Raw genomic sequence first — 26965 nt, forward strand, 5'->3', positions numbered from 1 at the left:
AAAAAGGCCGCGCACCCTTTCGGATGCGCGGCCGATTCACGTGAAACAAATGGCTGCCTTTAGAGCAGGCCAGCTTCCTTGTAATAGCGCTCCGCGCCCGGATGCAGGGCGACCGGCAGGTTCTTCGCGGCCGCGGCAGGGTCGATCGATTTCGCCGCATTGTGAGCGGCGACCAGTTCCGGCAGATTCTCCATCAGCTGCTTGGTCATCTGGTAGACCAGCTCCTCGTCGACGTCGCTCGAGGTGATCAGGATGTTGGTGATCGCCAGCGTCGGCACAGCGGCGTCCTGGCCGTCATAGGTGCCGGCCGGAATCTCCGCCGCCTGGAACGGCGCACCGAGCTTCTCGGCGATCTCGGCCGGAACCGCGACGACGGTGATCGGCAGCGACGAAGCGAGATCGCGGATCGAGGCAACCCCAAGCCCGGCCGACTGGAGCGTGGCGTCAAGCTGGCGGTTCTTGATCAGCTCGACCGACTCGGCGAAGGGCAGATATTCGGTCTTGCCGAGGTCGTCATAGCTCATGTCTGCAGCCGAGAAGATCGCCCGTGCGTTGAGTTCCGTGCCCGACGCCGGTGCGCCGACCGACAGCGCCTTGCCCTTCAGGCCGGCCAGATCGGTGATGCCGGAATCCTTGGAGGCGACGACCTGGACGTAGTTGGGATAGATCGCGGCGATGGCGCGCAGCTTTTCCACCGGCTGCTGGAAGCCGGCATCGGCGTCGCCTTCGGCGGCGGCCTTGACCGAGTCGCCGAGCGCGAACGCGATCTCGCCGCGACCCTGCGCGATCAGATTGATGTTTTCGACCGAGGCCTTGGTCGACTGCACCTGGGTCTTCACCCCCTCGATCTTGTCGCCGTAGACCTTGGCCAGCGCGACACCCAGCGGATAGTAGACGCCGGACGTGCCACCAGTGAGCACGTTGATGAACTGCTGGGCCGAGGCCGCGGCCGGCGCCATGGCCAGGCCCGCGACGAGCGCCGAAGCGGCGAGACGGTTGAATAACTTCATGAACGGTTCTCCCAAAAAGGGCCACGGCGGCCCGATCGCCGATTTGTAACAGCCGGCGGCAAAACCTCAAGGGCAGTGCCATCCAGGGGCTTCGGCGCCGGGTAGCGCCGCCGCGCGTGGCGTGCCTGCGTCCTCCGCCGAATTGACTTCACGCGCGCCATGTCGGATGTCCTCCCGCAACGCAATATCGGAGAACCCGCATGTCCGACATGATCGACGTCCACGACCTCAAAGTTGCGACCATCCTGAAGACTTTCATCGACTCCGAAGCCTTGCCGGATACCGGGATCGCGCCGGATGTCTTCTGGAAAGGGACCTCGGACATCCTCAACGGGCTGGCGCCGCGCAACCGCGAGTTGCTGCGGGTCCGCGAGGACATGCAGGCCAGGATCGACGACTGGCACCGCGAGCGCCGCGGCAAGCCGATCGACATGAAGGAATACAAGGCGTTCCTGAGCGATCTCGGCTATCTCGTGCCGGAGGGTCCGGACTTTGTCATCGAGACCGACAATGTCGATCCGGAGATCGCGTTGATCCCCGGTCCGCAGCTCGTCGTGCCGCTGATGAACGCCCGCTACACGCTGAACGCGGCCAATGCCCGCTGGGCTTCGCTCTACGATGCGCTCTACGGCACCGACGCGATGGGCGACCTTCCCGAGGGCAAGGGCTACGACCGGGCGCGAGGGGCGCGCGTCGTCACCTGGGCGAAGAGCTTCCTCGACGGCTTGGCCCCGCTCGATCGCATCTCGCATATCGACGTGAAGGCCTATTCGGTCGAGGAGGGCACGCTCGCCGCCACCTTCAACGGTGGCAAGCAGGCGCGGCTGAAGAACCCGGGCGCCTTCGCCGGCTATCGCGGCGACGCGGCGGCGCCGACGGCATTGCTGTTCAAGCATAACGGTCTGCATCTGGAAGTGACCATCGATGCGACCAGCCGCATCGGCAAGAACGACCCGGCGAACGTCGCCGACATGGTGATGGAATCGGCGATCACCACGATCTGCGACTGCGAGGATTCGATCGCCGCGGTCGACGCGGAGGACAAGACCGCCGTCTATCGCAACTGGCTCGGCCTGATGAAGGGCGACCTTGAGGACAGCTTCGAAAAGGGCGGCGAGACGGTGACGCGGCGGCTGAACCCGGATCGCGACTATGTCGGCGCCGACGGCGCGCCGCTGACCCTGCCCGGCCGTTCGCTGCTCCTGATCCGCAATGTCGGCCACCTGATGACCAACCCGGCCATGCGGCTCAAGGACGGCAGCGAGGCGCCGGAGGGCATAATGGACGCGGTGATCACCGCGATGATCGCGATGCACGACCTCAAGAAGACCGGCGGCCTCCGCAATTCGCGTGTCGGCTCGATCTACGTCGTCAAGCCGAAGATGCACGGACCGGACGAGGTCGCCTTCTCCGACGAGATCTTCGGCCGCGTCGAGGATCTTCTCGGCCTGCCTCGCTACACGTTGAAGATGGGCATCATGGACGAGGAGCGCCGCACCACGGTCAACCTCAAGGAGTGCATCCGCGCGGCCAAGCACCGGGTGTTCTTCATCAACACCGGCTTCCTCGATCGCACCGGCGACGAGATCCACACCTCGATGGAAGCCGGTCCGATGGTCCGCAAGACGGTGATGAAGGACCGCACCTGGATCAAGGCCTATGAGGACTGGAACGTCGATGTCGGCCTCGCCTGCGGCCTCACGGGCAAGGCGCAGATCGGCAAGGGCATGTGGGCGATGCCGGCCAGGATGCACGACATGCTGGCACAGAAGATCGGCCATCCCCAGGCCGGCGCCAACACTGCCTGGGTGCCGAGTCCGACAGCGGCAACGCTGCACGCGACGCATTATCACAAGGTCGACGTGCTCGCCTGGCAGCAGGCGATCGCCCAGAAGGGCCGGCGGGCGATCCTTTCCGACATCCTGACCATTCCGCTGGCCAACCGCGCCAACTGGCCGGAGGAGCAGGTGAAAGGCGAGGTCGAGAACAACGCGCAGGGCATCCTCGGCTATGTGGTGCGCTGGATCGATCAGGGCGTCGGCTGCTCGACCGTGCCCGACATCAACGATGTCGGCCTGATGGAGGACCGCGCCACCTGCCGGATTTCCTCCCAGCACATCGCCAACTGGCTGCATCACGGCGTCGTCTCCAGGGACGAGGTGATGGAAGCCATGAAGAAGATGGCCAGGAAGGTCGACGAGCAGAACGCCGGCGATCCGAACTACCAGCCGATGGCGGAAAATTTCGACGGCTCGATCGCCTTCAAGGCGGCCTGCGATCTGGTCTTCGAGGGACGTGAACAGCCCTCCGGCTATACCGAGCCGGTTCTGCATCGCCGCCGGCTGGAGAAGAAGGCGCAGACGGCGTCCTGACGCTTTCATCGCGACGTGACGGCGCGGGGCGCAAACTTGGCCGGCTCGACTGGGATGTTTGAATGGAAAAAAGGCCCGTCGCGCGGCGACGGGCCTTCGATCTTCGTTGGCAGCGCGATTACTGCTGCGACTTCATCTGCTTCTGCACTACCTGGGTCAGCGCCTGTGACGAGGAAGAAGCGTCGCAGGTAGCGCCTTCGTCGGTCTTCTTGTCCGACGCCAGGACGTTGGCCGTCACGTCACAGACATTTGCCGCGACGCCTACGGGCACTTCGACGGTCACCGGAATCTGCGAGACATCGACGTTCAAGTCCTGGGCGATCTGGCTGACGACCACGTCCCCCAGCGTGACATTGACGAGTCCCTCCGACTGACTGTTGTTGCCGCCGCCGCTATTGCTCTGGGCGAAGGCAGAGCCACCCATGGCGAGCGCGAAGGTGGCGGCGAGTGCTGTGGTCTTGAACATGGAAAGTTCCTTTTTCTCGAATCGAGTTGTCCCTGTCGCCACCTCTAACCCGCTGATAACGAGAGTGTTCCGGCGTCGGAGCATAAATATCACGGCGCCGTGATATGGCCCCCTTACGGACACCGACGCGGCGTATTTCCTCCACACATGCGGCCTCCGATCCTACTTGCGGACGGTCGACGCCGCAGCGTCCGAGATGGCCTTACCGGGACCAGGGTCGGCGATGCATCAACGGACCTCTCTCGGCCTCCAGCCGGAATGAAGCTCCAGCTGACGCGCATGAGAAAGCCGCCGGAGGCACGTCCCTCGAGCGGCTTCGCTGGATGGAATTTAACGGGAGCGGTACGCGCTCCGCCCAGAACTACCGGCGGGTTCGCGGCTTGGCGGCGGCACTGGCGGCCCGGCGAGCACGGCGATTGAGACGCGCCGTCGTCGTCGGAGCGTCCGAATTGGCCGCCGGCTGCACCGGCTCGCTCTTTCGCGATGTGGAAACGCGTTGAGCCGCGCTCTTGGTCGTCGACGACGTAGCCGCAGCGCCGGTGCTCGCGGACCCGGTCCCGGTGTCCTTCGCCATGTCCTGCTGGGGTTTCGGCGCGGCGTTGGAAGCCGCCTTGACCGGCTCGGCATTTGCCGGCTTGCTCCGCGCAGCTTCGGTAGCGGGCTTGGACGGCGTCGATGCTCCGAACAGGTTGGGCGTCGAATCGTTCGCGGCAAGCTTGGCCTTGGCCGCGCGAGCCTTGGTCTTGTCGCCTTTCGGCTTGGCGGTCGGAGCCGATTTGGTAGCCGGCTTGGCTTTGCCACGTTTCACCGGAGCGGCCTTGGCTTGCAATGGCGCGCTCGTCGCGCCGTTGGCGGAAGCAGCCCCGCTTTTGGTCTTCGGGGTCTTCGCGGTGCTAACCTTGGATTTCGTCGCGGGCTCCGTCTCCGCAAGCGCCGCATCGGCGGCCGCCATGGCGGCGACCTCGGACTCGCCGACGATGGCCTTGCCGAGCTTTTCGGCCTTTGCCTCCCGTTCGGCGACGGCGCCCTCGCGCCGCGGCGCCACATCCTTGTGCGGCTGGGTCGCGTTGGCGTGCGTCGTCCCGTGCGTCAGGGCGAAGTCGACGATGCGCGGGCAGATCTCGGCGCGGAAGCGCGAGCCGTTGAAGACGCCGTAATGACCGACCTTCGGCTGCACGTAATGGACGCGCATGTCGGCCGGAATATTCGAGCAAAGCCGCTGCGCCGCCTCGGTCTGGCCGACGCCGGAGATGTCGTCGTTCTCGCCCTCGACGGTCAAGAGCGCCGTGCGCCTGATCTTGGTCAGGTCGATCCGCTTGCCGCGATGCATCATCTCGCCTTTCGGCAGCGAGTGCTTGATGAACACCTCCTCGACGGTCTGGAGATAGAACTCGGCGGTCAGATCCATCACCGCGTTGTATTCGTCGTAGAACTCGCGGTGCTTGTCGGCCGAGTCGCCGTCATCCTTCACCATATGCCAGAAGAATTCCTTGTGCGCCGTCATGTGCCGATCGAGGTTCATCGACATGAAGCCGGTCAGCTGCAGGAAGCCGGGATAGACCGGCCGCATGAAGCCCGGCTGCGGGAAGGGCACGGTCATGATGACGTTGTCGCGGAACCAGTCGATGCCCTTTTCCTCGGCCATCTGGTTGACCGCCGTGGGATTGACCCTTGTGTCGATCGGACCGCCCATCAGCGTCATCGTCGCGGGCGTGCAATCGTCCTCGTCCGCTTCCATCAGTGCCACCGCCATCATCACCGGGACGGCCGGCTGGCAGACGCCGATGATGTGGGTGTCAGGTCCAAGGAACTGGAGCATCTCGATGAGATAGTCGACATAGTCGTCGAGGTCGAAGCGACCGTCGGTCACCGGCACCTTGCGGGCGTCGGTCCAGTCGGTCATGTAGACCTCGCCATAGGGAAGCAGCGCTTCCACCGTGCCGCGCAGCAACGTGGCGTAATGGCCGGACATCGGCGCGACCAGAAGAAACCGCGGGTCCGGCCCGTGCCGCTTGGGCAGTCCCCGGTCGAAATGCAGCATTCGGCCGAAGGGCTTCTCCCAGACCACCCGGTCCTGGACGGGAACCCGCTGGCCGGCGACGAAGGTCTCCTCGATACCGAAATCCGGTTTGCCGTAGACCCGCGTGGTCCGCTCGAACAGCTCGGCCGCCGCCGCGATGGAGCGCCCGGCCGTGGTCTGCGACAGCGGATTGAGCGGGTTCTGGTAGAACAGCCGGGTGACGTCGGCCATGGCCCGAAGCGGAGTGAGCGCCGCGTGATTCCATTCGTAAAAGTGGTACAACATCAACTCCCGCCATGCCTTCCGATTGAATCTAGCAGAATTTGCTGCAACGCACAAATCAAGTGACGTTGCGAGGATTTTTCCAGCTGATTCGCTTCATTAGAGCCATTTGACCCATATCATCGGGGTGTCGAGATCACCGACCTCGCTCGCTCCGGTCGCCTTCCGATGCGGCAGTCTATCCTCAAGTTCCTTACGCGAGACCGTCACGAATCCGTCACGTTCATTGGACGCCGCATTGCGGGGGTTGTCGACAGTAGCAGGTATGCCAACCGTCAAAAGGCCGAACCAGCGTGCCCTTTGGGTCACAGCCGCGATCAGCGCCTCTCCGACAGGGGCGCCCGGCGGCGTTGAAATACAGTGCACCACAAGCCAGTAGACGTCGCCGTGCTCCTGCGCGGCGGCAAAACCGACCGGTCGGCCGTCGCGCTTGGACGCGAGGACGAAAATCTCATGCGACAATAAGAAGCGGATGAATTCCGGCAACGCCGGCGCCGCCGGCCGTGCCTTGCGCCGGATCGCCAGCAAGGCCTCGGCCTCGCCGGGCTCCATCATGCGAATGCGGTAGCCTTTCGGCGCCAGACCCTTGAAAGCCTTACGACCAGGCTTCTTCGCCATCGCCACACCATGCGGTGGGCGGCGGCTTGGCATACCACCCACCTGTTCTCATGCCAGGGGCGCTTCGCGCATCGCATCGCCTGCGGATCGGCGCCCTTGTATCAATGCGATCCGCTACCCCTCATAGCCCTCGACGATGATCATGTCGGCATCGGCATAGCGTTGCCGGATCGCCTTGGCCTTCTGGTATTGGTCGCTGTGGTAGCAGGCCTTGGCGGTCTCGACGCTGTCGAACTCGATGACGACGTTGCGGCCGCGCGCGGTTCCTTCCAGCGCCTCGAACTCGCCGCCACGGGCGAGAAACTTTGCGCCATATTCGCGGAATGCCGGCGCGGCGGTCTCGACATAGCCCTTGTATCCCTCGGGGTCGCGCACGCCGACGCGTGCGATCCAGTAACCTTTAGCCATGCGTCCTTGCTCCCATTCAGCGCCTGGCCCCTCCGGTCGGCGCTTTGCTGCAATGCGTCCTTACGCCCTGGAGGCGAGCGCCGCCGCCATCTCGTCGAGGATTGCCGCCGCGGCCTGGCGCGGGTTCCCGGCCGCGACGATCGGCCGGGCGACGACGAGATGCGATGCCCCTGATCCAAGCGCGTCGGCCGGTGTCGACACCCGTTTCTGATCGCCGGCGGGCGCCCCGGCCGGCCGGATGCCAGGCGCGACGATCGCCATCTCAGACCCGATCAGCGCGCGCATCGGCGCCGCCTCGTGCGCTGCCGAGACAATCCCGCCCATGCCGATGTCGCGTGCCTGCTCCGCCCGCATCCGCACCAGATCCGAAACACCATGGGCATAGCCGGCCGCCTTCAGATCGGCGTCGTCGAGCGAGGTCAGCACCGTGACGCCGAGCAGCGACAGCTCCGAACCTTTGGCGGCGTCGACGGCGGCCCGCATGGCGTGCGGATAGGCGTGGATGGTCAGCATCGACGCGCCGAGCGCAAGCGCGCTGTCGACGCCCTTGGCGACCGTGTTGGGAATGTCGAGGAGCTTCAGGTCGAGGAACACCCGCTTGCCGGCATTCGCAAGCTCCGTGACCAGCGGCAGCCCGCCCGCATAGGCGAGTTGATAGCCGATCTTGTACCAGGAGACGGCGTCGCCGAGCGTCTCGACGATCATCTCCGCCTCGGCGCGGGTCGACACGTCGAGCCCGACGATCAGCCTGTCGCGCGCCGCGTCGCTGGCATTGGCGTCGCTCAATGGGCTTCCTCCCAGTTGTCGGCGGCCTTGGCGTCCACTTCGATCGGCACGGTGAGTTCGACGCGCGGCAGCGCCGCCCCTTCCATCACCTGCTTGATGACGGGCAGGCTCGCCTCGACCTCGTCCTCCTCGACCTCGAAGATCAGTTCGTCATGCACCTGCAGAAGCATTTTCGCCGACAGGCCTGCGGCGGCGAGCGCCGGCTCCATGCGGATCATGGCGCGACGGATGATGTCGGCCGCCGTGCCCTGGATCGGCGCGTTGATGGCGGCGCGCTCGTTGAAGGCGCGCACGGACGGGTTCGGCCCCCTGATATCGGGGTAATGCGCCCGCCGGCCGAACAGCGTCTCGACATAGCCGTGCTCCTTGGCGAAGGCCTTGGTCGCGTCCATGTAGTCGCGGATGCCCGGGAAGCGCTCGAAATAGCGCTTGATGTAAAGCCCGGCCTCCTCGCGCGGGATCGACAGCTGGTTGGCGAGGCCGAAGGCCGAGATGCCGTAGATGATGCCGAAATTGATCGCCTTGGCGCGCCGCCGCACCATCGGGTCCATGCCCTCGACCGGCAGGCCGAACATTTCCGACGCGGTCATGGCGTGGATGTCGAGCCCTTCGCGGAACGCCTCCTTGAGCTGCGGAATGTCGGCGATATGGGCGAGGATGCGCAGCTCGATCTGACTGTAGTCGGCCGAAACCAGCTTCTTGCCCTTGGGCGCGACGAAGGCGGTGCGGATCGCCCGGCCCTCCTCGGTCCGCACCGGGATGTTCTGCAGATTCGGCTCGGAGGAGGAAAGCCGGCCCGTCGTCGTCGAGGCCATGGCATAGGAGGTGTGGATGCGCCCCTCATCGTCCATATGCGCTGGGAGCGTGTCGGTGTAGGTGCCCTTCAGCTTGCTGAGCTGGCGCCAGTCGACGATGCGGCGCGGCAGCTCGTGCCCCTCGGCCGCGAGTTCCTCCAGCACCCGGGCGTCGGTCGACCACTGCCCGCTCTTGGTCTTCTTGCCGCCGGGCAGGCTCAGTTTGCCGAACAGGATTTCGCCGAGCTGCTTGGGCGAGCCGGGATTGAACGCCTCGCCCGCCATCTCGGCGATCTCGGATTCGAGCCCCGCCTGCTTCTGGGCAAAACGGCCCGACAGCCGCGACAGGATCTGCCGGTCGGTCTTGATGCCGCGTTGTTCCATGCGCGCCAGCACTGGCACCAGTGGCCGCTCCAGCCGCTCATAGACCGAGGCGAGACCCTCGGCGACGAGGCGCGGCTTCAGGACATGCCAGAGACGCAGTGTCACGTCGGCGTCCTCGGCGGCGTATTCGGTGACCTTGTCGATCGGGCAGGCGGCGATCGCCTTCGCGCTCTTTCCCGAGCCGCAAAGCTCCTTGTAGGAGACAGGCTTGTGGCCGAGGAAACGTTCCGACAATTCGTCCATGCCGTGCCCGTCGAGCGAGGCCGAGGCATCGAGGGCATAGGAGATCAGCATGGTGTCGTCGAAGGGTTCGACCGCGATCCCGTGCTGGAGTAGGACGAGATAGTCGTATTTGAAGTTCTGGCCGATCTTCAGGATCGACGCGTCTTCGAGCGGCGGTTTAAGGATCGCCAGCGCGTCATCGAGCGGCAGCTGCGGGCCGATCTCGTCTTCGACGGTTCCCTCGGATAGAAGATCCGCCGCGCCGGCGGGAGAGACATGGCCGAGCGGCAGATAGGCGGCGCGGCCCGCACGGGTGGCGAAGGAAACGCCGACAAGATCGCAATTCATCGCCGACAGCGAACTGGTCTCGGTGTCGAAGGCCATGACCCCGGCCTCGCGCGCTTCCGACATCCAGGCTTGAAGCGTCGCGGCGTCACGGATGGTCACATAGGCCGAGCGATCGAACGTGGCCGCCGCCGCCGCCTTGCGGCTCTCGACGAGCCCGGCGGGGGTGAAGGGCAGCAGGGCCTCGCCGTGGCCATGCGGCTCGGCGGGCGGGGCGGGGTCGCGGTCGGGCCCGCGGACCGGGCCTTCGACGGTGATGTCGGCGGTTTCCACTTCGGCGGCGTTGGTGTCGAGCCGGGCGGCGACGCGCCGGGTCAGCGTGGTGAATTCCATCGCCTTGAGGAAAGCGATCAGCTTCTCGCCGTCCGGCTCGTGAATGAACAGATCGTCCAGCGGTGTGTCGAGCGGCGTGGCGCAATCGAGCGTCACCAGCTGCCGCGACAGCCGCGCCTGTTCGGCGAATGCGATCAGGTTCTCGCGCCGCTTGGTCTGCTTGATCTCCGGCGCCCGCGCCAACAACGTTTCGAGGTCGCCATATTCCTCGAGCAGCTGCGCCGCCGTCTTGGGGCCGATGCCCGGCACGCCAGGCACGTTGTCCGAGGTGTCGCCGACCAGCGCCTGCAACTCGATCATCTTGTCCGGATAGACGCCGAATTTCTCCTTCACCTCCTCCGGCCCGAGGCGCTTGTCCTTCATCTGGTCGTAGAGGATGACGCACGGCCCGACGAGCTGCATCAGATCCTTGTCCGACGACACGATGGTGACATCGCCGCCCGCTTCAAGCGCGTGGCGCGTATAGGTCGCGATCAGATCGTCGGCCTCGAAGCCCTCCTTCTCGATGCAGGGCAGGTCGAAAGCCCGCACCGCCTCGCGGATCAGCGAGAACTGCGGCACAAGGTCTTCCGGCGGCGCCTCGCGATTGGCCTTGTACTGGTCGTAGAGCTCGTTGCGGAAGGTCGTCGAGGAATGGTCGAAGATCACCGCGAAATGGGTCGGCGCGACGCCGACCGAGGTGTCGCGCGATTCCTCGACCAGCTTCCACAGCATGTTGCAGAAGCCGGAGACCGCGCCGACCGGGAGGCCGTCGGATTTGCGGGTCAGCGGCGGCAGCGCGTGATAGGCCCTGAAGATGTAGGCCGAGCCGTCGACGAGGACGAGGTGATCGCCCTTTTGCATGCGCCGGAGATAGCTTGGCGCCCGCCCCAAGTCCATCGCTCAGGCGCCGGGGCGTGCGTTGGAGCGTCGGCCGGACGGACGACCAAGATCGCGCGGCGGGAGGATTGCTGGCCGCAAGAAATCTGCCGCTTGCATTGTGCGACCGCGCCCTGTTTATTACCGCGAATTAAGCTTCCCATCACGGGTATGTGACGCGCGCGCGGATGCGCTCCCTTGATTTATTTCCACCCGAGTCGCATTTTAGCTTAGGCGATGCCTCAAGGCGTCGCGTTCGGCCGAAGCACGTCCCCCGCTTAAGCCGAATTGAGAGCGATGCGGCCCTCTTCCCCCTCTCCAGGGCCCTCGTTCGATAGAAGCGAGAGAGTCGTTGCGGTGTATCCCCCTCCAGGCCGCGGCGGCTCTCTTTGCGTTTGGGGATGACATTGGGTCGTTCCCCCGCCGGGCATGCCGCGAAACCGTCACGACCACCTGACAATGCATCAATTCTCCCATCGCTTCCCGGCGGTCCCGTCGAGCACGCGGCAGGTTGTGCTCCTACACCGCCATCGCTGCCTTCACCGCCGGATAAAGCGCGCGATAGCGGCGCCAGGCGTCTGCGTAGGCTGCCGCCTTCTCGGCCTCCGGCGCAAAACGCCGCGCGATCGGCGGCTCGCGCATGACCGATGCGGGATCGGCGCCGGTCGCGGCGCACAGGCCGAGCCGCGCCGCGCCAAACGCCGCGCCGAAATCGCCGGCTTCCGGCAGCGCGATCTCGCAGCCGAGCAGCGTCGCCATCAGTTTCAGCCAATAGGCCGAGCGCGAGCCCGCGCCGACGGCGATCAGCCGCTCCGGTCGCGCTCCCGCGCCGCCCGCTTCCAGGCAATCGCGCATGGAAAAGGCGACGCCTTCCAGCACCGCCCGCGTCATCGCCTCCCGATTGCTTCCCGCCTCCAGACCCGCGAAGACGCCTCTGATCTCGGAATCATTGTGCGGTGTGCGCTCCCCCGACAGATAGGGCAGGAAGACCAGCCGTCCGGGCTCGGAGAGGGTCTCGCCCAGCGCCCCGGTCAGCACGTCCGGCTTTTCCTGCAAGAGCTGGGACAGCCACTCGACCGAGCCCGCCGCCGACAGCGTCACGCCCATCTGGTGCCAGAGGCCGGGAATGGCGTGGCAGAAGGTGTGGAGCGCCGTTTCGGGCACCGGGTCGAAGCCGGCCGTCGCGGTGAACAGGACGCCGGAGGTGCCGAGCGACAGAAAGCCGGTGCCGGGTTCCACGACGCCGACACCGCAGGCCGACGCCGCGTTATCTCCGCCGCCGCCAGCGACGACCGTCCCCGCCCTCATCCCGAAGGAGGCCGCGAGTTCCGGCCTGAGACCGCCGGAAACCTCGGTGCCCTCGACGAGCCGCGGCATGTGGGACAGCGACAGGCCGGTCTTCTCCAGCATGCGGGTCGACCAGTCGCGCTGGCCGGTGTCGAGCCAGGACGTGCCGGCGGCGTCCGACATCTCCGAGACCGTCTCGCCGGTCAGCCAGAGGCGCAGGTAGTCCTTCGGCAGCAGTACTTTTCGGATCTTCGCGAAGATCTCCGGCTCGTTGCGCGCGACCCAGAGAAGTTTCGGGGCGGTGAAGCCCGGAAACACGATATTACCGCTGATCGCCCGCGATTCCGCGTCGTCGAGCTCGCGCGCCTCTTCATGGCTGCGCGTGTCGTTCCAGAGAATGCAAGGACGCAGCACCGCATCGTCCGCGCCAAGCAGCGTCGCCCCGTGCATATGGCCCGAAAGCCCGATGCCGGCGACGGCGGTAAGTTCCTCCGGATGCTCGGCCTTCAGCTTTGCCAGAACGTCCTCGCAAGCCGCGATCCAGCTGGCCGGGTCCTGCTCCGACCAGCCGAAGCGCGGCCGCTCGACGTCGAGCGGCACGGAGACGGACGCGATGGCGCGCTGTTTATCGTCGATCAAAAGCGCCTTCAGCGAGGATGTACCGAGATCGAGGCCGAGAAAGGTGGTCATCGGTCTGCTACACCCTTGCGGGGCTTGTCGCTTCGACCAAGCGTCCGTCGCGCAGCGGCGGCGAGAAAACCAGACCGCGTCAGGCCGTGGTCGCGGGCATAGGCATCGATCGCCTCCAGATCCGCCTCCGGCAGCGTGACATTGACGCGTATCGAGCGCTTGGTCCGCGCCGGCGCTTCGACGAGCACGGCGACGCCATCCCGGAACCGCCGATCCCGCATGATGGTTTCGAGCGAGGAAGGCAGCGGTAATTGCGCCCCGTCCTCGATCAGCCCCTCGACATGAAGAGCGAGCGCCTCTTCGGCCATGGCGCGCGCCTCGTCCAGATCGCGCCCCGCCGTCACGCAGCCGGGCAGATCGGGGAAGGAGACCCCGAAATCGCTCTCCGCCTCCTTGTGAAGGATCGCGATGTATTCGGTCATGGGTCGCGCCTCAAATCGATTCCGGCCTGTTTTTCGATGCTCCGCAGCGTTCCGACAGGGATGTCGCGTTTGGGATGCGGAAGCGTGACCCGGCCGGGCTTCTCGGGATGTTTCAGCTGCAGGTGACTGCCGCGCTGGCGAACCTCAACCCAGCCGTCGGCCAGAAGCCGCGCAAGAACGCGACGACTATCCATGTGTATAAATACACATCCTAGTCATGCTCTTACAAGTCCCCTCACACATACCGGTTCACCACGCGCTCCAGATATTCCTGCCGGCCGCAGCGCGGCTGCCCGCCGCCGCTTTCGTCAGAAACGATACCAGAGAGCAGTGATCAAGCCCCGTTCCTTGATCGCGTTGGTCCCGGCCAATGTGGCGAAGCCGCCCGCCTGCAGCGACCAACGCTCGTTGACATCGTAGACCATCGAGAGTTGTGCCTTGTGATAGGCATAGGTCTCGACATCCTCGCCGCCGCCGGCCGAGAAGGTTGCAAAGCCCTGGGCAAGGATCAGGATATTCGACCACGGCCGGACGCCGAAGGTGAGGTCGAGCTTCACTTCGTCCGGCCCGTCGCCGACCCGGTGGCGATAGGCCGCTTGCGCGTCGACGAAGGCAGGATAGTCACCGACCCTGAAGCCGTAGCCGGCGAGCGCCCGCGCCTCGATTTGCGGCGCGTCCCAACCAAAGGTGTCGACCGCCGCGTCGGCCGCGCCGAAGGCATCCTCGACCCGCGCCGAAATCTGGCCGGAGGCGACGAAGCCGTCGGCCTCGTACAGGCGCAGACGGCCGCCAATTCCGGCGTGCGACAGCGCCGGCCGCGCGAACGGCAGATCACCCTCGCGCTCGGCGCCGAATTCGCCCTCGCCGAGCAGCGTGAATGTCTCGGTGAGGCCGTATTCGACGAGGACCGCGACCGCGCCTTTCTGGAAATCCGGTCGCGGGGCGGTATGCCCGTCCGCGTCGAAGGCCTCGTCGGCCTGCGAATAGAGGCCGGTGACGATCGCCTGCCCGGCGCCCTTCTCCAGCGTCCAGGCGCCCGCGAACGCGGGACCGCTTGCGCCAAATACCATCGCGCCGACCGTCATCGCGGCTGAGACGACGAGTGCCGCCAATGCTGGCAGGAGACCGCCGACGCGATATTGGCCGGCCCCGCTCCCGACGGCGCGTCGCGAAAAATCCCCCCTCACCGCCGGCATCAGTGCCCCTTTCGCGAGACACCGCATCCGTTGCGGAGTTTAGAGACAGACTCGGAAAGGTTGCAAATGGATTCCAAGCTTTGCGAACAATGGCACCGAAAGCAGCATTTCCGTTCCGGACCCCGCCGAGTAGACTGCCGGCCGAGGAAAGCGGGAACGGCCGCGGCAACGCTGGCCGCGACGCGATCGGGAGGGTTTTTCATGGCGAGCCGCTACCACGAGGGATACGAGGCCTGGCGCAAGGACCCCGCGGGGTTCTGGATGAAGGCCGCCGAGAATATTGCCTGGACGAAGGCCCCGACCCGCGCGCTCGACGCCGATGCCGGTGTTTATGGCCGCTGGTTTCCAGACGGCGAATGCAACACCTGCTTCAACGCCCTTGACCGCCATGTCGAAGCCGGGCGCGGCGAACAGGCGGCGATCATCCACGACAGCCCGGTCACCGGCACCAAGCGCCGCGTCACCTACGCGGAACTCTTGCGCGAGGTGAAGGCGCTGGCGGCGAGCCTGACCGATCTCGGCGTCGAAAAGGGCGACCGGGTGATCATCTACATGCCGATGATCCCGGAAACGATCGTCGCCATGCTGGCCTGCGCCCGGCTCGGCGCGATCCATTCGGTGGTGTTCGGCGGCTTCGCGGCGCGCGAACTCGCCACCCGCATCGACGACGCCACCCCGAAGCTGATCCTGTCGGCCTCCTGCGGCATCGAGCCGGCCCGGCAGGTCGAGTACAAGCCGCTGCTCGACAAGGCGATCGAACTGGCGGCGCACAAGCCGCGAGCGACGATCGTCCTGCAACGGCCCGAACTTGAATGCACGATGGTCGAGGGCCGTGACCATGACTGGGCCGCCTTGCGCGACAAGGCCTTTGCCGAGATAGTGGTTGGTCGCGACGTGCCTTGCGTTCCCGTCAAGGCGACCGATCCGCTCTATATCCTCTACACCTCCGGCACGACCGGAAAGCCGAAGGGGGTCGTGCGCGACAATGGCGGCCACATGGTCGCGCTCCACTGGTCGATGGACGCGATCTTCGGCACCGAGGCCGGCGAGGTGTTCTGGGCGGCTTCCGACGTCGGCTGGGTCGTCGGCCATTCCTACATCGTTTACGCGCCGCTCCTGAAAGGCTGCACCACGGTGCTCTACGAGGGCAAGCCGATCGGCACGCCCGACGCCGGCGCGTTCTGGCGGGTCGTCGCCGAACACGGCGTCAAGGTGCTGTTCACCGCGCCGACGGCGATCCGCGGCATCCGCAAGGAGGACCCGGACGGGGCGCTGGCCGGGCAATATGATCTGTCGCGCTTCGAGGCGCTGTTCCTCGCCGGTGAACGCGCCGATCCCGAAACGCTGATCTGGGCGGAAGAAACCCTCGACCGCCCGGTGATCGACCATTGGTGGCAGACCGAGTCGGGCTGGCCGATCGCCGCCAATCCCAAGGGCCTCGGCCTCTTACCGATCAAGCGCGGCAGTCCCGGCGTCGCCATGCCCGGTTACGAGATCCATGTGCTCGACGAGACCGGCAAGGAGACCGCGCCGGCCGAAATGGGCGCGATCGCGGTGAAACTGCCGCTGCCGCCGGGCGCGCTGCCGACGCTGTGGAACGCCGAGGATCGCTTTCGCGACGGCTATCTGACGGCCTTTCCCGGCTATTATTCGACCTCGGACGGCGGCTTCATTGACGAGGAAGGCTATCTCTACGTCATGGGCCGCACCGACGACGTGATCAATGTCGCCGGCCATCGTCTGTCGACCGGTGAGATGGAGGAGGCCGTCGCCGCCCATCCGGCGGTCGCCGAATGCGCCGTCATCGGCATGCGCGACGTTATGAAGGGCGAGCTACCCTGCGGCTTCGTCGTCCTCAAGACCGCCAACGGCCAGGATCGCGCCGAGATCGAACGGGAACTCATCGCCATCGTGCGCGACCGTATCGGCCCGGTAGCGGCGTTCAAGCGAGTCGTCATCGTCGACAAGCTGCCGAAGACCCGCTCCGGCAAGGTGCTGCGGCGCACGATGAAGGCGATCGTCGACCACGACCCTTTCGACACGCCGGCGACCATCGAGGACGCCAGCGCCATCGACGACGTCAGGCGCGCCGTAGGGTAAGGCGCCGGAGGGAGGGGGCCATCAGTCGGTGCGGATGCGCCCGGCGACGGTGACATCGCCGTTGGCCCCGACGGAGACCACGACGATTTCACCGGAAGCGGGATAGATGTCGGTCAGTGCCGTGATGTTGACCTGATGGCTGACCAGCGCCGCCTTGCGCCCGGCTGCATCCAGCTCGACGAGCCGCGCCTTCAGCGCCGCTGTCTGCGCCGCGCCATCGTCGCGATTGGCAAAGAAGGAGTTCAGCTCCAGAGCGGCCTTGACCGCACCAAACCCGAGAAGCTCGGCCGTTTCGCGCGAACGGCACCATTGGCTCGACAGGACGGTGTCGATGGGGACGCCATTCTGGCGCAGTCGCTCGCCGATGCGGCGGGCCTGCGCCCGGCCCGCGTCGGACAGGTTGCGCTGGGTGACGCAGTCGCCGAGCGCGAAGTCGGCCGGGTCGCCGGTACCCGGCGCGATGGCGTGGCGCATCAGGATGTGCGTGCCCGCCGAACGCGCTGCCGACCAGGATTCCTGCGCCTGCCCGGTGGTCGCGGTGGCGAGCACCAGCGTCAGAGACAGAAGGCAGGCGGCAATGACGTTCGGCATGGTGGGGTCGGCTCCTGTGCTGGCATCGATCACGGGAGATGTCGGGCATTTCTGCCGATCGGACAGGGTGCCCAAGCCCACGATTGCGTGAGGCGTACGGCACCGCGGACGCGGAATGGCACGGCGAGGGCCGCTCCTGCGCTGCGAAGCGGTTCCTCTTCGCCCCGTTTCCGGCTAGAAGCCCGGCGCGACCCACAAGCACGGGTTCGGGAGACCGCCGATGAGCGATACTGATCTGCCCCAGGACAATGGCGAGACCCAGGCGCGCCTGCTCGCCCAGGCCCTGCCCTTCATGCAGGCCTATGAGAACAAGACCGTCGTGGTGAAATATGGCGGCCACGCCATGGGCGATCCCGAACTCGGTCAGGCCTTCGCCCGCGACATCGCGCTTCTGAAGCAGTCCGGCGTCAACCCGATCGTCGTCCATGGCGGCGGCCCGCAGATCGGCCGGATGCTCTCCCAGATGGGCATCGAGTCGCGCTTCGAGGGCGGATTGCGCGTCACCGACGAGGAGACGGTGAAGATCGTCGAGATGGTCCTCGCCGGCTCGATCAACAAGGAGATCGTCGCCCTGATCAATGCCGAGGGCGAATGGGCTATCGGCCTTTGCGGCAAGGACGGCAACATGGTCTTCGCCGAAAAGGCACGCAAGACCGTCGTCGATCCCGATTCCAACATCGAGCGGGTGCTCGACCTCGGCTATGTCGGCGAGCCGGTCTAGGTCGACCGCACGCTGCTCGATCTTCTCGCCCGTTCCGAGATGATCCCGGTGATCGCGCCGGTCGCCCCCGGCCGCGACGGCGCCACCTACAACATCAACGCCGACACCTTTTCCGGCGCCATCGCCGGCGCGCTGGAGGCCGCGCGCCTCTTGTTCCTGACCGACGTTCCCGGTGTCCTCGACAAGTCCGGCCAGCTCATCAAGGAGCTGTCGGTAGTGGAAGCGAAGAAACTCATTCGCGATGGGACGATCTCGGGCGGCATGATTCCCAAGGTCGAAACCTGCATCGAGGCAATCGAGCGGGGCGTCGAGGGCGTCGTCATCCTCAACGGCAAGAAGCGTCACGCGGTGCTGCTGGAGCTGTTGACCGAGCACGGCGCGGGCACGCTGATCGTTCGGTGATGGGCACCAGACCTGGGCCCGGAATGCTCCGGTCGGCGCCGACGCTTTGGTCGCACCGCGGCACTTCCTGAAACGCAAATCCTCGCCATCCAGGGACCTGCGTTGTAGACTGACGATCGAGGCGAACCGGCGAAAACCCGAAAATCGGGCGTCCATCCGATCGCCGATCGACAAGAACGCCGCATCCGCTTTCGACCGGCGTGGATCGCCGGCCGGATCGGCGGCAACGTCCACACAGAAGAAAAGGAGCCATAATGGCGAGAAAGCCCAATTTCGATTTCGAGCGTCAGGAACGCGATAAAGCCAAGGCCGCCAAGAAGGCCGCAAAGGCCGAGGCGAAGGCCGCCGCCAAGGAACAGGCAGCCGCCGCCCCCGCAAAGACCCCGGAATCGCGGGACTGAGCCTTTCGTCGAGCATTCATCGGGGGCAAAGCCCTTCAGAAACGAAGGTCTGCCCATCACAAGTCGGTTCGAAACGACGCTGAACACCGGACATGATGGTGTGAGCGGCGGAACGCCCGGCACCCTCCAGGTCGGGATCGACGCACGGTGCAGCTGAAACAGGCGACGCCATACCCTCCGCAGGACTTCCCTGCCTGTCGTTTCGAGATCGGTCGCGGACGACAGCAGGCTTCGTCAGCCCATGGATCAAAGGCTTGCCGGGATCGGGCAGACCGATGAGTAATCCGGTCGCGCCTGTCCGAGACGATCCGCTGTTCGATCTGGGCTGGTCCGCGTTCTTTGCAGAGCAGCTGACATCGGCTGACGAGGGTCTCCAGCCGGTGCGCGTCGCGAAAATTCATCGCTCGCGCATCACCGCGATGTCACCCACAGGTTCTGTCGAGCCGGTGCTGCCGGCCGACATCCCGATCAGCCACTTCGCGGTCGGCGACTTCGTGCTGGTCGATCCCGAGACGCTCCTCGTCCATCGCCGGCTCGACCGCCGGTCGATCCTCCAGCGCCGGGTGACGGGCACGCATGTCCCGCAATGTGCCGGCGCCAACATCGACACGCTGTTCATCGTCACGTCGTGCGATGCCGATTTCAATGCGGCCCGGCTCGAGCGTTATCTGGCTGTCGCCAACCAGGCCGGAACAGAGCCGGTCATCCTGTTGACGAAGGCGGATCTCGCGACCGACCCGGACGCCTTTCATCGCCAGGCCGGCGCGTTGCAGCGCGGCCTCGACGTGGTGATCGTCAATCCCAAGGCAAGCGAGGCGGCGCTTGCGCTGGCGCCGTGGTGCGCACGCGGACAGACGGTGGCGGTTGTCGGATCGTCGGGTGTCGGCAAGTCGACGCTGGTGAATACGCTGGTCGGATCGACCGCGGCGGCGCCGCAGCTGACCGGCGCCGTGCGCGAACACGATTCCAAGGGGCGGCACACAACCACCGCGCGCTCGCTTCACGCGATCGCGGGCGGCGGCTGGGTGATCGATACGCCGGGGATCCGGTCGCTGCAGGCCAGCGACGTCGCCGACGGTCTCGACCGGCTGTTCGCGGAGATCACCGAGCGCGCGCCGCAATGCCGGTTCAGCGACTGCACCCATGCGCACGAGCCGCAATGCGCCGTTCAGGCCGGCGTTATCGCCGGCGACATCGATCCCGAACGGCTGGCACGCTGGCGCAAGCTGAAGGACGAGAACGCCGACAATGACCGCGCCGAGACGGGCTGGGCCGGCCGCTCCGGGGGCGGGCGCAAGAAACGACGTTGACCCACCACGACCGCGCTCTGTGCCTGTCGCCGCTCGCGCGTCAGGCGGGCGACCAACGCTCCCGCGCGACATGCGGCAGGATCGACGCTGCAGTCACCCCTGCGATTGCCGCCGCGCCGAGGAACATCGCCTCCGGCCCGAAGGCCCCCGACGCGAAGCCGGCGAACGCCGGCCCGATGACGCTGCCCACGGCCACGGCCAGAAGCACCGCGGTAAAGCTGAGGGCGGGCAGTGAGGGGAAGAGCCTTTCCGCCCAAAAGGCCAGCACCGCGCTCATCATCATCACGTAGGCGCCCTGAAGGCCGGCCGAGATTACAACTCCCGTCCAGGAGTTCGGCGTCAGCGCCACCAGCGCCAACGCCGTGGCAGCTGCGATATGCAGAAGGCGCAACAGCCAGGGCAGCCCGATGATCTTGTGGATGCGTCCGGTCGCGAGGCCGATCAGGCCGCAAATGCCGTAGGCGAGGAACACGACGGCCGGCGCGGCCCTTTCCACAATTCCGGGCAGCCCGCCCGCCTGCTGGATCCGATCGGCGGCGAAGGAGATAAAGATCGTGGTGGTAATACCGAAGGACAAGGCAATCAGCAGAAGCGGCCGCGCGGGCCCCGCGACGAGGGTCGCCCAAGGGGTGCTCGAAGCAGGACCCGGGTCGCCGGCTAACTCGCGCAAGGCCGCCCAGTTCGCCAGGAGCGTCAGGAGCGCGGCGAGCGCGAAGGCGGCCCAACCAAAGCGCCAGGATAGTTCGCCGAAGCTCACCATTAGCGCCGTCGCGCCTGCAGCGGCAACGCCGAGACTCGTGCCGGTGCTGACGATGGAAAGGCTCGCCTCATGCCATCGGTCTTCCACCAGCCGATGAACGGCGTTGTTGAAGGGCGTCCAGGAAAAGCCGGCGCTCGACGTCGCCAGGAACACACCGGACGCAAGAACCCAGACATTCGGCGCGGCCGCGACAATCCCCATGCCGATCACCGCAGCGAGGAGGCCGCTGACCACCGGCAGGCGAGGCCCCCATCGTGACGTCATCCAGTAGCCGATCAAAAGACCCAGCAGAAAGCCAAAAAAGCCGATGCCGGAGACCACGCCGGCAATGCCGGTCGACATGGAAAAGGCCGACTTGAACTCTGTCAGAAACAGTCCGAAGCCCATACGCGCCGGGCCGAAGGTGATGGCGGTCGCGGCGAAGCCCGCAGCCGAAAGCTTCCAGACTGGTCTCATGATCTGCGTCCCTGCGTTCTGGAAGAAGCGCAGCAGCCCCCTTGTCGGTTCCGCGCTGCGGAAGCCGGGTGTTTTGCCGCGACAGGAACGGCTGTCGCCGATCCCGTTGCATGGGCGTCGAAAAGTCGGGGTTACAAATGCCGTGAGGGTTGCACGAGCCTGTGGAAGAGCGGCCGCGTCTGGGCAACGGGCACGCGAGAGGGACGCGCCTTTCGCGATGTTAGGTCGCCGCCGCAAGCAGCACCACGATCCCTCCGACGATCAGCAGGCAGCCGGCGAGTTCCATGCGCGTGATCGTCTCGCGGAACCAGAACACCGAAGAGGCATAGGTGAAGACCAGTTCGATCTGGCCGAGCGCGCGGACATAGGCGACCTTTTCCAGCGTCATCGCCGTGAACCATCCGGCCGAGCCGCAAACGCCGACGATCCCGACGAGGAGGGCCGGCCGCCAGGCGCGGGCCACGGCCTTCAGCTCGGCGCGGTCCCGGAGCGCCATCCAGGCAAGCATCGCCAGCGTCTGGATGCCCGTCGCGAAGGCCAGCGTCATCGCCGCGCGCATCAAAACGCCGCCGTCACCGAGCGACAGCGACGCCCAGCGAAAGCAGACGGCGGACACGCCGAACAGCGCGCCGGAGAGAAGGCCGATCCCGGCCTCGCGCGAGACGAGACCGTCGGCGAGCCCCTTCCAGCCGCGCCGCGCGCCACCCCCGCGCCCGGCCACCGAAATCAGCCCGACGCCGAACACGCCCACCACGATGGCGACGAAGGCCAGCGGCGCGATGGCCTCACCGAGGATCAGGAGGCCGAACAGCGCCGCCTGCATCGGCTCGGTCTTGGAATAGGCCGTTCCGACCATGAAATTGCGGAAGGAAAACAGATAAACGAGCAGAAAAGTCGCGAGGATCTGGGCGATCCCGCCGAAAGCGACGGCGAACAGAAACGTTGCATTCGGCGTCGGCAGGCCCATGTCGAAAAGGAACCCGAGCGCGAACACATAGAGGACGGCGAAGGGAAAGCCGAAGCCGAAGCGCGCGAAGGTCGCCCCGGTCGTACCCATGCGGCCCTTCAGCTGTCGCTGCAGGGCCGAGCGCAGATTTTGCAGGAACGCGGCGGTAATGGTAATCGGAATCCAGAGCGGCACAGGCAATCCGTCAGCTTTGTCTCAACGCCCCTCGCTCTCCCATTCGGCCACGCTTGGCAAGGCGGCCGATTGCTCGAACCTCTGGACATCATGACCGCTCACACAGCCATCCGTCAGACCGCAGACGCGACGCCGCAGGATTTCGCCGACATCCGCGACTGGGTTTTCGATCTCGATAACACGCTCTACCCGCGCCACACGAATTTGTTCGCGCAGATCGATCAGCGGATGACGGCCTTCGTCTCGGATTTCCTGTCGCTGCCGGGGGACGAGGCGCGGATGGTTCAGAAGGATTTCTACCGCCGCTATGGCACCACCCTGCGCGGTCTGATGGAGGAGCATGACATCGATCCCGACGCCTTCCTGCAATATGTCCACGACATCGACTATTCGTGGATCAGCCCCGACCCCGCGCTCGGCGAGGAGATCAAGGCGCTGCCGGGACGCAAGTTCATCTTCACCAATGGCGACCGCGGCCACGCCGAGCGCACGGCGCGCCAGCTCGGCGTGCTTGATCATTTCGAGGACATTTTCGATCTCGTGGCCGCCGGGATGGTTCCCAAGCCCGCCTCCGAGACCTACGACAAATTCATGGGACTGCATCGCGTCGAAGCCGCTCGCGCGGTCATGTTCGAGGATCTGGCGCGCACTCTCGAGGTGCCGAAGCGGCTCGGCATGCGCACGGTACTGATCGTGCCGCACAATCTGGAAGAAACGTTCGGCGACGTGTGGGAGCACGAGGGCCGCGACGGCGAGCACATCGACTACGTCACCGACGATCTGGCGACATTCCTGCGCTCCGTGCGTTAACCACTCGGGTCAGTTGCCGAGCAGTGACCGCCCTTTGCGGACCAACCCCATGCTTCGCGTCAGGACGGCGTTTCTCATCGCCACGAGACCCGCGCCGCCATTTGCGGCCTCCTGTCCGTCTTCGCGACCGCTCGCCGACACCGACGCCGGGGTTCCATCCGGGCCGGCCTTGGCTGCTTCGCGGTCTGCTCGGCTCGCGTCGTCGCTGTCGCTATGCTCGCGCAGACCGCCATCGAGCGCCTGGGGTGTATCCCGGTCCTGCTGCTCGCGCATCATCGCCGGGTCGGTGTCCAGATCAGGCATTGCGGTCTCCTCAAATCGGTCGGAGCTACCCCTCAGGGGCGTCCAAAGCTTTGAGTAGGAAACGTCTGTATTTCCGAAGAAGTTCCCGCTTTACCGACCCCCGCGCGTGAGAGGGCGGGCGCTGAGCGCCGACTAGCCCACCAGAAATCACGCTATCGACGGACGGAAGGAGGTCGCGCTCAACTACCGACGCAGAGGATCGGCAGTATCGAGTCCTTCACCTCGGCGGTCGCGTCCGGCACGGTGGCCAGAGGCTCGGACGGGTCGGCGGTCTCATAGGCGATGCCGTTGGCGGAGAGGAAGGCCGCCGCGGCATCGGGACGAATGGCGAAATTGATCGACTGGGGAATGTCACCGGTCGCGTCGGCGACGGCGACGGCGTTAAGCTTGGCCGTGACCACGCCGACGACACGGCCGGCGAGATCGACCAGCGGCCCACCGGAATTGCCCGGCTGAACCGCGGCGGAAATCTGCAGATAACGTGGGTCGTTCATCAGGCCGAGCAGCGACGAGACGTTGCCGCGCGTCACATTGAGCGAGTCGGCGAGTATCGAGCGCAGCGGATAACCCAGCGCCAGAATGTCTTCGCCAAGGCGCGGCTTGCCGGCCGAGATTTCCAGCGGCTCGCCCAACGCGCCATCGACCTTGATCAGGGCAAGATCGTTTGCGGGGTCGATAATGGTCTGGCTGGCGGCGCCGAGATCGCCGACGAGAACCGCCTCGCAGGCCTTTACGACATGAGCGTTGGTCAGGAGCCAGCCGTCGCGGGAGACGACAAAGCCGGTCCCGGCCATGTCGAACTGCTGCGCGTCCGGCTGGATCGCCGCCGAAGCGGTCTCACCCGGGATCTCGAACAAATGCGGACGGGCAGGATCGGAATAGGCCATCGCATAGCGGGCGTCGGGCGCATCGACATCACGCTTGCGCGCCAGCATCGAAGAGAATGGGTTCGCCTCGTTCGACGCGACCAGCGGCGGCAGCGGCTCGCCGGCAAAGGCATCGAAGAGATTTGAAGCGACCACCGCGTAGGGCGCCATCCGCGCCGCTTCGCTAGCGGTGTAGGAGATCGAGAGGCCACGCAGATCGCCGGCGCGTCCGGCGAAACGCATCACATAGCTGCGGCCCGCCTCCTGGCCGCGCAGGACGAACCACGCGCCACCGAACTCGGCATCGCTCACCGAGCGGGAAGCGGTCGGCACGCTCAGGACGTCGAACAGGCCGCGAATGGTCTGACCGGTGTCGGCAATGCGGACCGTCTCGATTTCGACGGCATTGTCGGAAGAGCGCCAGAGATTGCCGACCTCGGTCGCGCCGAAGTCGCGCACCAGAGCGAGAGGCAGAGCGGCGCGAGCGCCCGTCGCCGCATCGTCGACCAGCGTCATGCCGAGCGCCATCTCGGCCTCGTCCGACTGCGCGATCAAAAGTCCCAGCATCGCCTCGTCGATGACACCGCTCGGCGTCATCCCGTGGCGGGCCTGGAAGTCGCGGATCGCGCGCAGCGACGCGGCGTCGATGCTCCCGTCGAAGGCGCCAACGTAGTCGCCGGTCCAAGCAAGTCGAATCTGCAAGCCCTTGCGGAAATCGGTATCGGTCTGGCTGTTATAGGCGATCGACAGCTCGGAGACCTGGGCGACGGCCGCCAGCGGCGCCAGCGGCGCGACGGCCAGGGCTATTCCCGCTAACAGAACCTTCGTGACGCGCCGCATGCCATCCCCCATTACCGTCCGGTGACAGGAGAGAAACGCGGCAAGTCCCGTTTCGATCCAGGCAAAGTTCATTTTTTCTTAAGAAAAGATGTCCGCGACCTTTCCACTTCGCGGCAATGCTCTAAGCGGCGCGTTGCGTCATTCGGCGGGCATGGGCCTCCCGATGGTGGCGGCCGTGTCAGCTTCTCCCAGGTCGACCGCCTCGATCCGTTCGCCGCGCCGAATGAGTTTTTCGGTCGAGACGAGAATCTGGTCGATATCCCGTCCCGCCTGACCGAAATGGGTCTTCAACGCCGCAACCCGGGCATCGAGCCGGGTCAGATCCTCGGCCAGATGCCGGACCTCCTGCTGGATACGGCCGGCCTCGGCGCGCATCCGCGAATCCTTGAGGATGGCCTGCACGACCTGGATCGACAACAAGAGCAGCGACGGCGACACGATCACGACCCGCGCCCGATAGGCTTTCTGGACAACGTCCTCGAAGCGCTCGTGCAGCTCTGCGAAGATCGTCTCCGACGGCACGAACAGAAACGCGGTATCCTGCGTTTCGCCGGGAATCAGATACTTCCCGGCGATCGCCTTGACGTGAACATCCATGTCGCGCCGCAGCCGGCTCGCGGCGAAGTCTCGGGCGTCGTCGCTGTCGGCGTCGCGAAGGGCGCTATAGGCCTCGAGCGGAAACTTGGCGTCGATGGCGAGCGAAGGCGCGCCGTGGGGCATGTTGATCAAGCAGTCGGGCCGCTTGCCGTTGGAGAGCGTTGCCTGGAAGGAATAGGCGGCGCTCGGCAGCGCGTCTGCGACGATCGCCTGCATCCGTCCCTCGCCGAAGGCGCCGCGCGTCTGCTTGTTGGCGAGGATGTCCTGCAGCCGCACGACCTCGCCGGCCAGATTGCGGATTTCGCCCTGCGCGCGATCGATCACCGCAAGGCGCTCGGATAGGGCGGACAGCGACGCGTTGGTGGTAGTGGTCGTCTGGAGGATCGACTGGCCAACCCTTGAGGAAAGCCCGTCGAAGCGCTCGGCGAGGGTGCGGGTGAGGTCCGCCTGCCGCGCACCGAAGATTTCCGCCATCGTCTGCATCCGGCCGGTGATCTCGGCCTGTGATTTCAATACGGCGTCGAGTCGATCGGAGGATTCCGCCTCGCGGGTCTCGGCCAGTTCGAGGGCATCGCGCGCCGCGCGGCTGGCGCGCAGCCAAAGAAGGAGGAAAAGCAGCAGCAGCCCTGCCAGCATCAGGGCAAGGACCGGAACCGCTTGGCCGCCGATCGTGGCGAGGGGCGTCGTGAGAAGGGCGGCAAGAGCGTCGCTGTCCATGTCCCGACCCTAGATGCGATTCGTTAACGAATCGGATCAAAGCACGAACATTGCGGCGCCGGAAGCATCCCCGGCGCGGGAGCTCCCGTCCGCATGTCGGCGCCGCACCGATTGACCGCGATTGTGTCAGCGATTACCTCAGCGGCCATGACGATCAAGCCTCTCATCATCCTGCCGGATCCGATCCTGCGCCAGACCTCCAAACCGGTCGAAACCGTTGACGACCGCGTCAAGCGGCTAGCCGACGACATGCTGGAAACGATGTACGACGCGCCCGGCATCGGGCTCGCCGCGATCCAGGTGGGCGAACCGCTCCGCCTGCTGGTCATTGACGTGTCCAAGGAGGAGGAGGACAGGGCGCCACAGGTGTTCATGAATCCGCAGATACTGGCCGCGTCCGATACCCGCAGCGTCTATGAGGAGGGCTGCCTGTCGATCCCGGACTATTATGCCGAGG

22 protein-coding genes and 2 pseudogenes are annotated in these 26965 nt (G+C 65.8%); 7 read left to right on the plus strand and 17 right to left on the minus strand.

Annotation, left to right across the window (positions count from 1 at the left end; genetic code table 11):
- Positions 1-59: 59 nt before the first annotated feature.
- The gene (locus MJ956_RS13360; protein WP_253964942.1) at positions 60-1010 is read right to left on the minus strand and encodes a TAXI family TRAP transporter solute-binding subunit; all 951 of its coding nucleotides are present in this window, start codon (positions 1008-1010) and stop codon (positions 60-62) included.
- Positions 1011-1210: 200 nt separating this feature from the next.
- Here MJ956_RS13360 and MJ956_RS13365 point away from each other — a divergent pair, with 200 nt between their 5' ends.
- Entirely contained in the window at positions 1211-3382 is a 2172-nt protein-coding gene (locus tag MJ956_RS13365; protein ID WP_253964943.1) for a malate synthase G, read from the plus strand.
- A 118-nt stretch (positions 3383-3500) separates the two neighbouring features.
- On the opposite strand, the gene MJ956_RS13370 is transcribed toward MJ956_RS13365, so the two are convergent.
- The 10 genes and pseudogenes from MJ956_RS13370 to MJ956_RS13415 form a co-directional block, all read right to left on the minus strand.
- Positions 3501-3848, minus strand: a complete 348-nt coding sequence (locus tag MJ956_RS13370; protein WP_206455193.1) for a hypothetical protein — start codon at positions 3846-3848, stop codon at positions 3501-3503.
- A gap of 1078 nt (positions 3849-4926) precedes the next feature.
- Positions 4927-6153: pseudogene (locus tag MJ956_RS19015) on the minus strand (polyhydroxyalkanoate depolymerase); the annotation flags it as partial.
- A 96-nt stretch (positions 6154-6249) separates the two neighbouring features.
- Positions 6250-6768: a hypothetical protein gene (locus MJ956_RS13380; protein ID WP_253964945.1), complete on the minus strand. Its 519-nt coding sequence runs from the start codon at positions 6766-6768 to the stop codon at positions 6250-6252.
- A gap of 114 nt (positions 6769-6882) precedes the next feature.
- Positions 6883-7176 (minus strand): DUF1330 domain-containing protein, encoded by a 294-nt coding sequence (locus MJ956_RS13385; RefSeq protein WP_253964946.1) that lies wholly within the window; start codon positions 7174-7176, stop codon positions 6883-6885.
- A 60-nt stretch (positions 7177-7236) separates the two neighbouring features.
- Positions 7237-7962, minus strand: coding sequence for an orotidine-5'-phosphate decarboxylase (gene pyrF / locus MJ956_RS13390; protein WP_256477871.1), 726 nt, complete (start codon positions 7960-7962; stop codon positions 7237-7239).
- Positions 7959-10883, minus strand: coding sequence for a DNA polymerase I (polA, locus tag MJ956_RS13395; RefSeq protein ID WP_253964970.1), 2925 nt, complete (start codon positions 10881-10883; stop codon positions 7959-7961). The genes pyrF and polA overlap by 4 nt, the downstream gene beginning before the upstream one ends.
- A gap of 534 nt (positions 10884-11417) precedes the next feature.
- Positions 11418-12875, minus strand: coding sequence for a xylulokinase (gene xylB / locus MJ956_RS13400; protein WP_253964947.1), 1458 nt, complete (start codon positions 12873-12875; stop codon positions 11418-11420).
- The gene (locus MJ956_RS13405; protein ID WP_253964948.1) at positions 12872-13297 is read right to left on the minus strand and encodes a type II toxin-antitoxin system HicB family antitoxin; all 426 of its coding nucleotides are present in this window, start codon (positions 13295-13297) and stop codon (positions 12872-12874) included. The genes xylB and MJ956_RS13405 overlap by 4 nt, the downstream gene beginning before the upstream one ends.
- Positions 13294-13491 (minus strand): type II toxin-antitoxin system HicA family toxin, encoded by a 198-nt coding sequence (locus tag MJ956_RS13410; RefSeq protein WP_253964949.1) that lies wholly within the window; start codon positions 13489-13491, stop codon positions 13294-13296. Before MJ956_RS13410 ends, MJ956_RS13405 begins: the two co-directional genes overlap by 4 nt.
- A gap of 114 nt (positions 13492-13605) precedes the next feature.
- On the minus strand, positions 13606-14493 hold the full coding sequence (locus tag MJ956_RS13415; RefSeq protein WP_253964950.1) for a hypothetical protein: 888 nt from the start codon (positions 14491-14493) through the stop codon (positions 13606-13608).
- Between the two features lie 201 nt (positions 14494-14694).
- Here MJ956_RS13415 and MJ956_RS13420 point away from each other — a divergent pair, with 201 nt between their 5' ends.
- Positions 14695-16593 (plus strand): propionyl-CoA synthetase, encoded by a 1899-nt coding sequence (locus MJ956_RS13420; protein WP_253964951.1) that lies wholly within the window; start codon positions 14695-14697, stop codon positions 16591-16593.
- Positions 16594-16614: 21 nt separating this feature from the next.
- Here the strand turns inward: MJ956_RS13420 and MJ956_RS13425 are convergent, their stop codons facing one another.
- On the minus strand, positions 16615-17184 hold the full coding sequence (locus MJ956_RS13425; protein WP_253964952.1) for a histidine phosphatase family protein: 570 nt from the start codon (positions 17182-17184) through the stop codon (positions 16615-16617).
- 220 nt (positions 17185-17404) lie between these two features.
- Between MJ956_RS13425 and argB the strand changes: the two are divergent.
- From argB to rsgA, 3 genes and pseudogenes are all read left to right on the plus strand, one after another.
- A pseudogene (argB, locus tag MJ956_RS13430) lies at positions 17405-18307 on the plus strand (acetylglutamate kinase).
- A gap of 254 nt (positions 18308-18561) precedes the next feature.
- Positions 18562-18708 carry a hypothetical protein gene (locus tag MJ956_RS13435; RefSeq protein ID WP_253964953.1) on the plus strand — a complete coding sequence of 49 codons (147 nt, stop codon included), beginning with the start codon at positions 18562-18564 and terminating at the stop codon, positions 18706-18708.
- 275 nt (positions 18709-18983) lie between these two features.
- Positions 18984-20018 carry a ribosome small subunit-dependent GTPase A gene (gene rsgA, locus MJ956_RS13440; protein ID WP_253964954.1) on the plus strand — a complete coding sequence of 345 codons (1035 nt, stop codon included), beginning with the start codon at positions 18984-18986 and terminating at the stop codon, positions 20016-20018.
- Between the two features lie 40 nt (positions 20019-20058).
- On the opposite strand, the gene MJ956_RS13445 is transcribed toward rsgA, so the two are convergent.
- Entirely contained in the window at positions 20059-21234 is a 1176-nt protein-coding gene (locus tag MJ956_RS13445) for an MFS transporter (protein WP_253964955.1), read from the minus strand.
- A gap of 220 nt (positions 21235-21454) precedes the next feature.
- On the minus strand, positions 21455-22375 hold the full coding sequence (locus MJ956_RS13450; protein WP_253964956.1) for an EamA family transporter: 921 nt from the start codon (positions 22373-22375) through the stop codon (positions 21455-21457).
- Positions 22376-22465: 90 nt separating this feature from the next.
- Between MJ956_RS13450 and MJ956_RS13455 the strand changes: the two genes are divergently transcribed.
- On the plus strand, positions 22466-23185 hold the full coding sequence (locus MJ956_RS13455; protein WP_253964957.1) for a pyrimidine 5'-nucleotidase: 720 nt from the start codon (positions 22466-22468) through the stop codon (positions 23183-23185).
- Between the two features lie 9 nt (positions 23186-23194).
- Here the strand turns inward: MJ956_RS13455 and MJ956_RS13460 are convergent, their stop codons facing one another.
- From MJ956_RS13460 to MJ956_RS13470, 3 genes are all read right to left on the minus strand, one after another.
- Positions 23195-23488 carry a hypothetical protein gene (locus MJ956_RS13460; protein ID WP_253964958.1) on the minus strand — a complete coding sequence of 98 codons (294 nt, stop codon included), beginning with the start codon at positions 23486-23488 and terminating at the stop codon, positions 23195-23197.
- A gap of 179 nt (positions 23489-23667) precedes the next feature.
- The gene (locus MJ956_RS13465; protein ID WP_253964959.1) at positions 23668-25266 is read right to left on the minus strand and encodes a serine protease; all 1599 of its coding nucleotides are present in this window, start codon (positions 25264-25266) and stop codon (positions 23668-23670) included.
- Positions 25267-25332: 66 nt separating this feature from the next.
- Entirely contained in the window at positions 25333-26508 is a 1176-nt protein-coding gene (locus tag MJ956_RS13470; protein WP_253964960.1) for a DNA recombination protein RmuC, read from the minus strand.
- 147 nt (positions 26509-26655) lie between these two features.
- Here MJ956_RS13470 and MJ956_RS13475 point away from each other — a divergent pair.
- Positions 26656-26965: peptide deformylase (locus MJ956_RS13475; RefSeq protein ID WP_253964961.1), on the plus strand; the 310-nt coding region annotated here is incomplete at its 3' end.

This window comes from Aurantimonas marianensis (assembly GCF_024195285.1).
Classification (GTDB): Bacteria; Pseudomonadota; Alphaproteobacteria; order Rhizobiales; family Rhizobiaceae; genus Aurantimonas; species Aurantimonas marianensis.